Origin of the sequence: Streptomyces oryzae (assembly GCF_017676365.1) — a bacterium.
Taxonomy (GTDB): Bacteria; Actinomycetota; Actinomycetes; order Streptomycetales; family Streptomycetaceae; genus Streptomyces; species Streptomyces oryzae.
Window position 1 is genome coordinate 1 of the sequence record NZ_JADKMA010000216.1, and the last position, 12,458, is coordinate 12,458.

At 72.0% G+C, this 12,458-nt stretch carries 12 protein-coding genes and 2 pseudogenes; 8 read left to right on the top strand and 6 right to left on the bottom strand.

The genetic code is table 11. The features are described from left to right. The 3 genes from ITI46_RS29485 to ITI46_RS29495 form a co-directional block, all read left to right on the top strand. Positions 1-1,491 (top strand): purine-cytosine permease family protein (locus ITI46_RS29485; protein ID WP_209242979.1); only part of this gene is annotated, 1,491 nt, incomplete at its 5' end. 145 nt (positions 1,492-1,636) lie between these two features. Continuing rightward, on the top strand, positions 1,637-2,422 hold the full coding sequence (locus ITI46_RS29490; protein ID WP_209242986.1) for an aldo/keto reductase: 786 nt from the start codon (positions 1,637-1,639) through the stop codon (positions 2,420-2,422). A 5-nt stretch (positions 2,423-2,427) separates the two neighbouring features. After that, on the top strand, positions 2,428-2,886 hold the full coding sequence (locus ITI46_RS29495) for an HIT family protein (RefSeq protein WP_372452097.1): 459 nt from the start codon (positions 2,428-2,430) through the stop codon (positions 2,884-2,886). Between the two features lie 4 nt (positions 2,887-2,890). Here ITI46_RS29495 and ITI46_RS29500 read toward each other — a convergent pair whose 3' ends face one another. Continuing rightward, positions 2,891-4,426 (bottom strand): ATP-dependent DNA ligase, encoded by a 1,536-nt coding sequence (locus tag ITI46_RS29500; RefSeq protein ID WP_209242988.1) that lies wholly within the window; start codon positions 4,424-4,426, stop codon positions 2,891-2,893. 86 nt (positions 4,427-4,512) lie between these two features. Between ITI46_RS29500 and ITI46_RS29505 the strand changes: the two genes are divergently transcribed. Beyond that, positions 4,513-5,580: an ATP-dependent DNA ligase gene (locus ITI46_RS29505; RefSeq protein ID WP_209242980.1), complete on the top strand. Its 1,068-nt coding sequence runs from the start codon at positions 4,513-4,515 to the stop codon at positions 5,578-5,580. 82 nt (positions 5,581-5,662) lie between these two features. Here the strand turns inward: ITI46_RS29505 and trxA are convergent, their stop codons facing one another. The 3 genes and pseudogenes from trxA to ITI46_RS29520 all read right to left on the bottom strand — a co-directional run bounded on the left by trxA (position 5,663) and on the right by ITI46_RS29520 (position 7,624). Next, positions 5,663-6,061 (bottom strand): thioredoxin, encoded by a 399-nt coding sequence (trxA, locus tag ITI46_RS29510; RefSeq protein WP_209242989.1) that lies wholly within the window; start codon positions 6,059-6,061, stop codon positions 5,663-5,665. Positions 6,062-6,304: 243 nt separating this feature from the next. After that, a pseudogene (locus ITI46_RS29515) lies at positions 6,305-6,709 on the bottom strand (AAA family ATPase); the annotation flags it as partial. A 114-nt stretch (positions 6,710-6,823) separates the two neighbouring features. Continuing rightward, positions 6,824-7,624, bottom strand: coding sequence for an SDR family NAD(P)-dependent oxidoreductase (locus ITI46_RS29520; protein ID WP_209242981.1), 801 nt, complete (start codon positions 7,622-7,624; stop codon positions 6,824-6,826). Between the two features lie 86 nt (positions 7,625-7,710). Between ITI46_RS29520 and ITI46_RS29525 the strand changes: the two genes are divergently transcribed. Next, positions 7,711-8,562: a helix-turn-helix transcriptional regulator gene (locus ITI46_RS29525; RefSeq protein ID WP_209242982.1), complete on the top strand. Its 852-nt coding sequence runs from the start codon at positions 7,711-7,713 to the stop codon at positions 8,560-8,562. A 33-nt stretch (positions 8,563-8,595) separates the two neighbouring features. On the opposite strand, the gene kdgD is transcribed toward ITI46_RS29525, so the two are convergent. After that, a complete protein-coding gene (gene kdgD / locus ITI46_RS29530) occupies positions 8,596-9,510 on the bottom strand; it encodes a 5-dehydro-4-deoxyglucarate dehydratase (RefSeq protein WP_209242983.1) in 915 nt (304 codons plus the stop codon). 99 nt (positions 9,511-9,609) lie between these two features. Further along, positions 9,610-10,761, bottom strand: a complete 1,152-nt coding sequence (locus tag ITI46_RS29535) for an L-talarate/galactarate dehydratase (RefSeq protein WP_307808373.1) — start codon at positions 10,759-10,761, stop codon at positions 9,610-9,612. 175 nt (positions 10,762-10,936) lie between these two features. Here ITI46_RS29535 and ITI46_RS29540 point away from each other — a divergent pair, with 175 nt between their 5' ends. The 3 genes and pseudogenes from ITI46_RS29540 to ITI46_RS29550 all read left to right on the top strand — a co-directional run. Continuing rightward, positions 10,937-11,827 carry a LysR substrate-binding domain-containing protein gene (locus tag ITI46_RS29540; protein ID WP_209242985.1) on the top strand — a complete coding sequence of 297 codons (891 nt, stop codon included), beginning with the start codon at positions 10,937-10,939 and terminating at the stop codon, positions 11,825-11,827. Positions 11,828-11,846: 19 nt separating this feature from the next. Beyond that, positions 11,847-12,044 (top strand): hypothetical protein, encoded by a 198-nt coding sequence (locus ITI46_RS29545; RefSeq protein WP_247746788.1) that lies wholly within the window; start codon positions 11,847-11,849, stop codon positions 12,042-12,044. A gap of 201 nt (positions 12,045-12,245) precedes the next feature. Further along, a pseudogene (locus tag ITI46_RS29550) lies at positions 12,246-12,458 on the top strand (hypothetical protein); the annotation flags it as partial.

The following is a 12,458-nucleotide window of genomic DNA, read 5'->3' on the forward strand; positions in this document are numbered from 1 at the left end:
CCCACGTCCCCCTCCGCCTCCCCGGCGACCGCTGTGATCGACGAGACCGTCGAGAGCCGCGGCATCGAGCCCGTCCCCGACCACGAGCGGCGCGGCCGGGTCCGCGAGCTGTTCCCCACCTGGGTGGCCGCCAACATCAGTGTGCTGCTGCTCACCATGGGCGCGGGGCTCGTCGTCTTCAACGGCCTGAACTTCTGGCAGGTGCTGCTCGCCGCGGCCGTCGCCGGTGGCGTCTCCTTCGGCCTGGTCGGGCTGCTGTCCGTCTCCGGCAAGTGGGGTGGCGCGCCCGGCGCCATGCTCTCGCGGGCCACTTTCGGGGTACGGGGGAACTACTTCCCCGGCATGATCCTGTGGGTCGCCCGGTTCGGCTGGGAGACGATCAACGCCGTGACCGGCGCCTACGCGGTCCTCACGGTTCTCCGGCTACTGTTCGGGGTCCGGAGCAGCACCCCGCTCATCGTCGTCACGCTGCTGCTGTTCGTAGGCGTCACCTTCCTGGTCAGCGGGATGGGCCGGAAGGTGCTCAACCTCTGCAACACCTGGTCGACCTACTTCTTCGGGCTCTTCACCGTGCTGGTGCTGGGCTACCTGATCACCACCATGGACTGGGCCGAGGTCTTCTCCCGGCCCGCGGGCAGCACCGCGATGCTGATCGCGGGCATCGGCACGATCGCGGCGGGCGGTATCAGCTGGATTCCGACCGGGCCCGACTTCGCCCGCTATCTGCCGCACAGCGCCTCCGGGGGCAAGATCTTCGGCACCACCGTCTCCGGCGCGCTGCTGGTGCTGGTGCCGATGGTGCTGATGGGCGGCGTGATGTCGGTGAAGGACCCGGCGCTGGCCAAGACCGACGACCCGGTCTCCTTCCTGGGCGAGGCGCTGCCGATGTGGCTGGCCGTTCCGTACCTGGTCATCGCGTTGATCGGGATGGTGCTGATCAACAGCCTCTCGATGTACTCGGCAGGCTTCACCGCGCAGACCATGGGCGTGAAGCTGCCGCGCGCCTGGGCCGTCAGCATCAACGCGGTCATCAGCCTGGTCGGCGGTCTGCTGCTGATGCTGGTCGCCAAGAGCTTCTACGGCTCGTTCATCTCCTTCCTCTCGCTGCTGGCGGTCTCCTTCTCCGCCTGGGTCGGCGTCTACGGAATCGACATGCTGCGGCGCCGCGGCCGGGCCGTCCGCTACGACCCCGAAGGGCTGCTCGACACCTCGCGCAGCAGTCGCTACTGGTACGTCGGCGGCTACTGCTGGCAGGCCATGACGGCCTGGGGCGTCGCGCTGCTGCTCGGCCTGGGCTTCACCAAGTGCGACTGGTTCACCGGCCCCCTGGTCTCCACCTGGATCGGTGAGAACGGCCTGGGCTGGGCCGCCACGGCCCTGCTGGCCGCGCTGCTGTACGCGGTGCTGCCCGCGCCCCGCGAGGGCGGGAGGGCGGCACCGGTCCCCGCGCCCCGCGAGGCCGCGGCGGCGGCCCCGGCCCGGGAGGGCTGAGCGACCCGCGGGCGTCTGCGTGAATGGACCTCGGCAGACCGGATACCCCGGCTGACGGACGACGCCCGAGTGCCCCGAAGAGAGCCGAGGTCGCACAGTGAGCAGCGCACAGGTCCCCACCGTCCTGCTGAACAGCGGCACGGAGATGCCGCAGCTCGGATTCGGCGTGTTCCAGGTGCCGGACGACGAGGCGGCCGCCACCGTCTCCGCCGCGCTGGAGGCCGGATACCGCAGCGTCGACACGGCGGCCTTCTACGGGAACGAGGGCGGCACCGGCAAGGCGCTGCGCGAGTCCGGCGTCCCGCGCGAGGAGCTGTTCGTCACCACGAAGCTCTGGAACTCCGACCAGGGACACGACACCGCGCTGCGGGCGTTCGACGACTCGCTGGAGCGGCTCGGCCTCGACTACGTGGACCTCTATCTCATCCACTGGCCGGCGCCCCGCCAGGACCTGTACGTACAGACTTGGCGGGCGCTGGCCGAGATCCACGACAGCGGCCGTGCCCGGGCCATCGGTGTCTCCAACTTCGAGTCGGACCACCTCCAGCGGCTCCTGGACGAGACGGGCGTGGTGCCCGCCGTCAACCAGGTCGAGCTGCACCCCCGGCTCCAGCAGCCGGAGCTGCGGCTCTTCGACGCGAAGCACGACATCGTCACCGAGGCGTGGTCCCCGCTCGGCCGCGGCAACGGCGTCCTGGACGATCCCGCCGTCCGCAAGGCCGCGGCCAAGCACGGCAGGACACCGGCCCAGGTGGTGCTGCGCTGGCACATCCAGCTCGGCAACGTCGTCATCCCCAAGTCCGTCACCCCCTCCCGGGTCAAGGAGAACATCGCCGTCTTCGACTTCGAGCTGGACGGCGAGGACCTGCGGGAGATCCAGCGCCTGGAGACCGGCACCCGCGTCGGCCCCGACCCGCGCACGCTCAACTGACCGCCATGGACGGCATGGACGACGCCATCGAAGCCGGGGGCGGCGGGGCCCAGGACAGCACCTGCGCCTTCTGCCGGATCGTCACAGGCGCGGCCTCGGCGCACCGCGTCCACGAGGACGGCGAGGTCGTGGCCTTCCTCGACCAGCGCCCCCTCTTCCCCGGCCACACCCTCGTCGTGCCCCGCAGCCATGTGGAGACGCTGACCGATCTGCCCGAGGCCGCGGTCGGCCCGTACTTCACGGCCGTACGCCGCGTCACGGGCGCCGTCGAGCGGGCGATGGAGGCGGACGGGTCGTTCGTCGCGGGCAACAACCGGGTCAGCCAGTCCGTGCCGCACCTGCACATGCATGTGGTGCCGCGCAGGCGCAAGGACGGGCTGCGCGGCTTCTTCTGGCCCCGCAGCCGCTACGCGGACGAGTCGGAGGCCCGCGAGGTCGCGGCCCGGATCCGCGCGGAGCTGTGAGACGTCACGGCAGCAGCCCGACAACCGCCTCCACCGTGTCGGCCTCCTCCGGGCGTTTGTCGTCCCGGTAGCGCACCACCCGGGCGAACCGCAGGGTGACGCCCTCGGGGTAGCGGGTGGAGCGCTGCACCCCGTCGAAGGCCACCTCCACGACCAGCTCGGGCGCCACCAGCACGCCCCAGGACTCCTCCTCGACCGCCAGTCCGCGCAGCCGCTCGGTCTGCCAGGCCAGCAGCGCGTCGGTCAGCCCCTTGAAGGTCTTGCCGAGCATCGCGAACGTGCCGTCCGCGCGCCGCGCCCCCAGGTGCAGATTCGACAGCTTGCCCGCGCGCCGCCCATGCCCCCACTCGGCGCCGAGCACCACTAGGTCGAGAGTATGCACGGGTTTGACCTTCAGCCACGAGGCCCCGCGGCGGCCTGCGGAGTACCCCGAGTCGAGCGCCTTGACCACCACGCCCTCGTGTCCGCGGGCCAGCACCTCGTCAGCGAACTCCTGTGCGGCGGTGCGGGCTTGTGCGTCGCCCGGATCCGTCACCGGCACCCGGCGCACCCGCAGCTCCTCGGGCAGTACCCGGGCCAGGGCGGCGTGCCGCTCGATCGACGGGCGGTCCAGCAGGTCCTCGCCGTCCAGGTAGAGCACGTCGAAGAAGACGGGGTGCAGCGGCAGTTCGCTGCTCGCGCCCGCCACGTCGAGCCGGGAGGCGACGCGCCCGGAGACCTCCTGGAACGGGCGCGGCCACCCGTCCTCCTTGAGGGCGATCACCTCGCCGTCCAGCACCACTTGCGCGGCGTCGGCCCTGCGGGCCACCTCGGCGGCCTCCGGGAGCCGGTCGGTGATCTCGTCCAGGGTGCGGGTGTAGACGCGTACCGCGTCGCCGTCCTTGTGCACCTGCACCCGGATGCCGTCCAGCTTCTCCTCGACGGCGCACGGGCCCAGCTTGTCGAGTGCTTCGCCGATGTCCTTGGCGGTGTGGGCCAGCATCGGCAGCACCGGCCTGCCCACCTCCAGCCGGAACCGGGCCAGCGCGTCGGGGCCCTCGGCCAGCAGAGCCTGTGCGACGGCGCCGAGCGAGCCGCCGAGCATCACCGCGCGCCGTACCTCGCCCGCGTCGGCCGCCACTGCCGCAGCCAGCCCCTCCACGGCGAAGGCGTCCAGCGCGCCCTGCCGCAGCTCGCCACCGATGAGCCGTACGAGGAAGTGCTGCTCGTCCCCGGTGGCCGCGGACAGCAGCGCGTCGAGCTGCCGCTTGCGCTCGGCCAGCGCGCCCTTGCCGCTCACCTGGGCGATCCGGGAGAACGCCGCGTCCGTCTCGGCGATGGTCAGGGCCGGCCCGGCGGCGGGCGGCGGCAGCTCGCGCAGGCTGCGCCAGCCCACACCCGTACGGCGCTGCGGGAGGCGACCGGCCAGATAGGTGACGACCACGGGCACCTCGGAGGGCTCGGCCCGCCGGAAGAGCTCCGCGAGCAGCGTCACCTTCTCGTTCCGCCCGGCGGCCTGGGCGATCCGGGCGGACGTGAGTGCGATGTCCTCCAGCAGCATGGCTTCATGGTCACCCATGGGGGAGCGGAGTGCCCGCGGCGTCGCGCGCCATGCGGAGGCGGGCCGTCCGGCGCAGAATCGGCAGTGTGGATCTCCCGGTGCTGCCGCCAGTCGAACCGATGCTCGCCAAGCCGGTGTCTTCCGTCCCGGAAGGCATGCAGTACGAGGCCAAGTGGGACGGTTTCCGCTGCCTGGTCTTCCGGGACGGCGACGAGATCGAGCTGATCAGCCGGACCGGCAAGTCCCTGGTCCGCTACTTCCCCGAACTGGTCGACGGGCTCAGGGAGCGGATGCCGCGGCGCTGCGTGCTGGACGGCGAGATCGTGCTGCAACTGGGCGGGCGGCTCGACTTCGAGGCGCTCCAGCAGCGCATCCATCCGGCCGCATCCCGGGTGCGGCTGCTGGCCGAGCAGACGCCGGCCTCCTTCGTCGCTTTCGACCTGCTGGCCCTGGACGACACCGACGCCATGCCGGCGCCGCTGGCCGAGCGGCGCCGGATGCTGGAGACGGCGCTGAAGCGGGCACGCGCTCCGCTGTATCTGGCGCCTGTGACCTATGACAGCGCGGTCGCCAGGGACTGGTTCGCGCACTACGAGGGAGCCGGGCTGGACGGCGTGGTGGCCAAGCGCACCGATCTGCCGTATCGGCCGGGTGAGCGGGTGATGCTCAAGGTCAAGCACGAGCGCACGGCCGACTGCGTACTGGCCGGACTGCGCCCGCACAAGAGCGGACCCGAATCGCTCGGCTCCCTGCTGCTCGGCCTCTACGACGCCTCCGGCGCGCTCCAGTACGTGGGTGCCTCCTCCTCGTTCCCCGCCACCCGCAGACGCGAGCTGATGCGCGAGCTGGCACCACTGGGCATGGAGCACCCCGAGGAGCACCCGTGGGCCCGCTGGGAGGAGGAAGCCGCGCACGAGGAGGGCCGGATGCCGGGCGCCCCGAGCAGATGGAGCGGCGGCAAGGACGCCTCCTGGGTGCCGCTGCGGCCTGAGCGGGTGTGCGAGGTCGCCTACGACCACATGGAGGGGCAGCGCTTCCGGCACACGGTGCTCTTCCGCCGCTGGCGACCGGACCGGGAGCCCGGCTCGTGCACGTACGAGCAGCTGGAGCAGCCGGTCCGCTACGACCTGCAGGAGGCGCTCGGCGGCAGATGAGGCGCCGGGTCAGCGGTCCGGGCCGCCACGGGCGCGCCGCGCAGGCGGCACGCGGGCGGCCCGGTGGGCCGCATGCGTACGGTCAGGCCCCGGCGCTCTCCGGGCCGCCGTCGGCCTGGGCGGCCTGCTGGGCCTCGGCCGCGCGCCGTACCTCGTCCATGTCCAGCTGCCGGGCCTGGCCGATCAGGTTCTCCAGGTCGGACTCGGGCAGCGCGCCGGGCTCCGCGTACACCAGTGTGCGGTCGCGGATGATGGCGAGGGTCGGGATGGACTGCACCTCAAAGGCGGCCGCGAGCTCCTGCTGGGCCTCCGTGTCGACCTTGGTGAAGGTCAGATCCGAGTGCCGCTCGGCAGCGGCCTCGTACACGGGTGCGAAGCTGCGGCACGGGCCGCACCATGAGGCCCAGAAATCGATCAGGATGAAATCGTTCTCCGAGACCGTCTCCTCGAAGTTTTCCTTGGTCAGCTCGATCGTGCTCATGCTGTCTCCTGCCGTGGGGGCATCAGGGCGGGCCGCGCCCTGGCGCCGGGGAACAACCCTGTCCGGGTCCACATTCCCGGGACCGTTCCCGGCACAGCCATGGCAACACACCCCGACCGGTACCGGCACGCCCGGGTACGCACCGGGCACCCCGGCTCGTACGGCGAAGCCGCCGCGGCCGTCGAACCGCACCTCCAGCACGGCGTCGAACCCGTCCGCGGGTGACGGTCTGCGCAGCTGCTGGTGGGTGGCGCGTACGCCGACCTCCGGTACGCGGGCCCGGCCCTCCCGGACGGCGTTGCGGCGGAGGGAGGCGGCGAGATCCGGCGGGAACCAGTACGCGGTCACCCGTGCGCCGTGTGTGTGGCCGAGGGCGATCAGCGGGCTCCACTCGCGTGGCGAGGGGTTGGTGTTGTCGACCGCGACGGATTGCCCGGCGGCCAGCGCCTCGTCGATCAGCCGCAGCTGACGCTGCTGCTTGCGGCGGGCGGAGCGGGGGAAGCGGTCCTTGCTCACCAGAGCGTGACCGCCGTTGCGGTCCCCGGCGAGGCGTTGCCGGTAGAAGGTGGACTTTCCGGCTGCCTGGAGGCCGATCAGCACGGCCAGCTGCGGACCGCCGCGCTCCGGCCCTGTCTGCTGCTCCACCACCCTCCTCGGGTGGGCACCGGCCCGTACGGCTAAACGGGGCCGGGGCGGTGCCGGGGAGCGGCCGGGGCGGGGTACGCTCCACGGCTCGCACCCAGCGCCGCCACGGCGGCCCGCTCAGGCCAGCGCGCCCCCGTCGACCCGCAGCACCGTGCCCGTCACATACGAGGAGCGGTCGCTCAGCAGCCAGGCGGCGGCCTGCGCGATCTCCTCGGGGTCCGCGGTGCGGCCCAGCGGGGTGGCCGCCTGGATCCGCTCGATGACGCCGGGGGAGCTCTTCTCCCAGGCGCGCACCATCTCGGTCAGCGTGCCGCCCGGCGCGATGGCGTTCACCCGGATGCCCTCCCGGCCGTAGGTGACGGCGGCCGACTCGGTCAGGCTGTTGAGTGCCCGCTTCATCGCACCGTAGGCGGGCAGTTCGGCGTTGCCCCGCAGGCTGCCGACGCTGGAGTTGTTGACGATGGCGCCCCTCCCCGCTGTGGCGCGGATGGCCTCCACCTCTGCGGTCATGGCGAGCCACGGTCCCCTGAGATTGACGGCGTAAATATCGTCGAAGCCGGCCTGCGGCAGCTCGTCCATCGGGCCGGGCCGCTGGATCGCCGCTCCGTTGTTGAAGGCGATGTCGAGCCGGCCGTACAGCTGAACGGTCCGGTCGACGGCGGCGCGCACACTGGCCGGGTCCGCCAGGTCGCACACCACGTGATCCGCTGTGCCGCCGGCCGCCCGGATCTGGTCGGTCACCGCCTTGAGCTGTGCCGCCGTCCGGGCCGCGAGCAGCACCCGGGCGCCCTCCCGGGCGAAGAGCCGTGCTGCGGCTGCGCCGATGCCGCGCCCGGCGCCGGTGATGAAGGCGGCCTTGCCGGCGAGCAGGCCCAGGGACGCGGGAGGTGTGGTGCGGGTGGTCGGTGTGTTGTCCATGGCAGCGAGCCTGTGGCCGGCGGCGGGTCTCATCCAGGCACCGGCGGTACCTGGATGAGCCTCCGGCGGCCCAGCACACTGGTCACGTGGACAGACGAGAACTGGCCGCTTTCCTGCGCGGCAGGCGGGAGCGGATCACCCCCGCCGAAGTGGGGCTGCCCGCGGGCCCGCGCCGCCGCACGCCCGGCCTGCGCCGTGAGGAGGTGGCCCAGCTGGCGTTCATCTCCGCCGAGTACTACACGCGCCTGGAGCAGGCCCGCGCCCCGCGCCCTTCGCGCGAGGTGCTGGCCGGTCTCGCCCGGGCGCTGCGTCTGTCGGACGCCGAGCGCGCGCACCTGCACCATCTCGCCGGCGCACCACCGGGCCCCGCGCCAGGGCCCCCGCGCGAGGTGCGGCAGAGCATTCTCGATCTGCTGCACCGGCTGCCGCAGGCCGCCGCGATCGTGGTGTCCGCGGCGTATGAAGTGATCGCCTGGAACGAGCTGGCGGCCGCCCTCATGGAGGACTTCTCGGCCCAGCCGCGCCGCGACCGCAACCTTGTGCGCCGCGCTTTCCTCGGACCGCACCCGCAGGGGCGGCGGTTGTACGGCGTGACGGACGCGGAAGCCTTCGCCCGCAACGCGGCCGAGGGCCTGCGCGCCACCGCTGCCCGCTATCCCGACGACCCCGAGGTGGCCGCGCTGGTACGCGAACTGACCGCCGGCAGCGAGAAGTTCGCCCGGCTGTGGGCCTCGCACGAGGTGAGCGCCGAGACCACCCTGCGCAAGACCTTCCAGCATCCGCTGGTCGGCCCGGTCACCGTCAACTGCGATGTGCTCGACATCGCCGACCGGGACCAGCGGGTCGTGATCTACACGGCTGAGCCCGGCTCGCCCTCCGAGGAAGCGCTGCGGCTGTTGTCGGTTCTCGGCACCCAGCGCATGGACGTGCCCGGCTGAGCTCGGCGTGTGGTGGGGGCCGTGCGGTCCGGCCTATGACCTGTGACCGATGAGCGCGGTGAGCTCTTCGCGTTCGGCGGGCGTCAGATCGGTCAGCGGCGGCCGGACGGGCCCGGCGCTGTGGCCGGTGGCCGTCAGCCCCGCCTTGACGATGCTCACGGCGTATCCGGGCTGCCGGTCGCGCAGCGCCGTGTAGGGGAGGACGAAGTCGGTGAGCAGCTTGGAGACGCTCTCGTGGCGCCGGTCGCGGACGGCGTTGTAGAACTCCAGCGCGAACTCGGGGACGAAGTTGAAGATGGCCGAGGAATAGGTCGTCACGCCCAGCTCCAGATAGGGCCGCGCGTACGTCTCGGCGGTGGGCAGGCCCCCGATGCAGGTGAGGCGGTCGCCGAGCCGGGCGTGGATCCGGGTCACGGCCTCGATGTCGCCGACCCCGTCCTTGTACCCGATGAGGTTGGGGCAGGAGTCGGCGAGCCGGGCGAGAGTGTCCGCTGTGTAGACGGCGTTGGCACGGCTGTAGACGATCACGCCCAGCGAGGTGGCGCGGCACACCTCGGTCACATGCCGGGCCAGCCCTTCCTGACCTGCCTCGGTGAGGTAGGGCGGAAACAGCAGCAGCCCGTCGGCGCCCGCCCGTTCGGCAGCCCGGGCCAGCTCGACGGCTGCCTTGGTGCCGTACCCGGCGGGCGCCAGGATCGGCGTGTCCTGCGGCGCGGTCCGTACGGCAGCCGCCACCACCCGGGCGACCTCCTCGGCCGTCAGCGAGAAGAACTCACCGGTGCCGCCCGCCGCGAACAGCCCGCCGACCTCGTAGCCGGCCAGCCGTGCGATGTGCTCCCGATAGGCGTCCTCGTCGAAGGACAGGTCGGGCCTGAAGTGGGTCACCGGGAAGGACAGCAGCCCGGACCCGAGCCGGCGGCCGAGTTCCGCGGGAGTGAAGGACGTCATGAGGGTGCTGCTCCTGAAGTCGGAGGGCGAAAGGGGAGGGGACGAAGGAGGAGGGCGAAGCGAAGGCGAGGGCGAGGCGAAGGCGAGGGGCCGTGCCGGTCAGGGGCGTTTGCCGACCTCGTGCCGGGCCTGCGTCCAGGCGCGGGCCTGCTCGCTGAGGGTGATGCCGAGACCTGGGCGGCCGGGTATGTGCATCCGCCCGCCACTGGTCTCCAGCCGCTCGTTGAACAGCGGCTCCAGCCAGTCGAAGTGCTCCACCCACGGCTCGATGGGGTACGCGGCGGCGAGATGGAGGTGGATCTCCATGGCGAAGTGCGGGGCGAGCTGGAGCTGATGGTGCTCGGCGAGTGCCGCCAGCTTCAGGAACTGGGTGATCCCGCCGATGCGCGGCGCGTCCGGCTGGATCACGTCGGCCGCGCCCTGGCGGATCAGCTCCCAGTGCTCGGCGACGCCGGCGAGCATCTCGCCGGTCGCGATCGGCGTGTCGAGCGTGGTGGCGAGTGCCGCGTGGCCCTGCGCGTCGTAGGCGTCCAGCGGTTCCTCGATCCACACCAGCTCGAACGGCTCCAGGGCGCGGCCCATCCGCCGGGCCGTGGGCCGGTCCCACTGCTGGTTGGCGTCGACCATCAGCGGTACGCCGTCGCCGATGTGCTCGCGCACCGCCCTTACCCGTTCCAGATCCCGCTTGCTGTCCGGGTGCCCCACCTTGATCTTGATGCCGCCGATCCCGGCCTCCAGGGAGGCGGTGGCGTTGGCCAGCACCTCCTCGGTGGGCGTGTGCAGAAAACCGCCGGAGGTGTTGTAGCAGCGCACGGAGTCGCGATGGGCGCCCAGCAGCTTGGCGAGCGGCAGCCCGGCGCGCTTGGCCTTCAGATCCCACAGCGCGACATCGAAGGCGGCGACGGCCTGGGTGGCCAGTCCGCTGCGGCCCACCGAGGCGCCCGCCCACACCAGCTTCGTCCAGATCCTGCCGATGTCGCTGGGGTCCTCACCCAGCAGCTGGTCGGCGATCTCCCTCGCGTGTGCGAACTGTCCTGGCCCTCCGGCCCGTTTCGAGTAGCTGAAGCCGATGCCCTGGTGCCCTTCCTCGGTGGCGATCTCGGCGAAGAGGAAGGCCACCTCCGTCATCGGCCGCTGCCGCCCGGTGAGGACCTTGGCGTCGCTGACCGGGGTGGCCAGCGGGAGCAGCACCGAGGAGAGCCGGACCCAGGAGATCCGGTCGCTCGGCGAGGTGTTCGTCGTGGTCACCACTTCGTGTCCCTGGGTGTGAGGCGGTTCGGAGCGTACGGGCCAGAAGGCGGGCCGCCCGGCCGGTGCTGTTCGGCGGCGGTGCGGGGCTCGCTGTCGGGCCGGCTCCGAAGCTAGGGTCGGCGATTGATCCACGTCCAACATAAGTTTTGGATTCGACCATACCGGGACGGCATCGTTGTTCACCCTGGCCCAACTCACCAGCTTCATAGCGGTGGCCGAAGAGCTCCACTTCACCCGGGCCGCCGAGCGGCTGCGGATGACGCAGCCGCCGCTGAGCCGGCAGATCCAGCTGCTGGAGAACGAGCTGCGCGTGCAACTGCTCGACCGGACCAACCGGTCGGTACGCCTCACCCCAGCCGGACGGTCCTTCCTCAACGAGGCCCGGCGTATCCTGCGGCAGGCCGAGCACGCCACGCTCGCCGTACGGCAGGCGTCGACCGGGGAGGCGGGCGCGCTGGCCATCGGCTTCACCGCCGCCAGCGCCCATTCCGCGCTCGGCTCACTGCTGGAAGTGGCCCGTACCGCCATGCCGGGCGTGGAGGTCGTACTGCGCGAACTCGTCACCCGTGACCAGCTGGAAGCGCTCACCGAAGGCTCCCTCGACCTGGGCCTGGTCCGCCCGGCCGCGGTGGGGCCCGAGTTGCAGCTGCGGCCCGCCGGGCGGGAGGGGCTGCTGGCCGCCCTGCCGGCCGCACACCCGCTGGCCGCCAAGGAGGGTCCGCTGGAGGTGAGCGACTTCGACGGCCAGGACTTCCTGATGTACTCGCCGATCGAGGCCCGTTACTTCCACGAGCTGCTGATCAGCATCTTCCGCGCGGCTCAGGTCACCCCCGTCTTCACCCAGTACCTCAGCCAGATCCACAGCATCCTGGCGCTGGTGGACGTGGGCTGGGGGATCGCTCTGGTGCCGCAGACGGCAGCCCGGATGCGCCATGCGGGCATCGCGTTCAAGCCCGTCTCCCTCCCGCAGCCCGAGCCGGTCCAGCTCAACCTGGTGTGGCGCGAGAAGAACGACAACCCGGCGCTGCACACGCTCCTGCGACAGCCACTGCTGCAACAGCTGTGACCGCGCTGCTGCAACGGCTGTGAGCGCGGGCCCTCCCCAATCCAGCCGCACGCAGCTCGCCGGCATCCTGACCCCGCTGGTCATCGGCTACCTCATCGACGCCACCGGCTCCTTCGACCTGGCGCTGGTCTTCGTCAGTGCCTGCGCCGCGATGGCCGTCGTCAGCTACCTGGTCATCGTCAAGGACATCCGGCGCCTGGACCTCGCCGAGCTCTGAGCGGACTCGGACCGCGCTGCGCCGCCGGCGACTGTGCCGGTGGCGCATGTGCCGCGGCCGGTTCTGTGCGGTGGGGTCGACGTGGGAGGTGTTCACCGGCGCCGGAGTGGGGAGCGGACTTGGGTGGAGGCGGGAAGCGGCTCGCGGCCCGCCCACCGGAACACCCGGGACGACCGACCGCTCGGCGAAGGGTGACGGAGCATGACCGGCAGAAGAGAGGCGTACGCAGCCGAACCGCTGAGTGAGGCGGCCGCGCTCGCGTACGTACACGGTATCTGTTTCAAGACCGGGCCACCGCGCCGCGTCGGAGTCGAACTCGAATGGCTGGTACGCGCGCTGCCGCCGCCCGCCCGCGGCGGACCCGGCGGGCGCACCGCACCACACCACCCCCCACTCCCTCCCTCCCCACCGTCC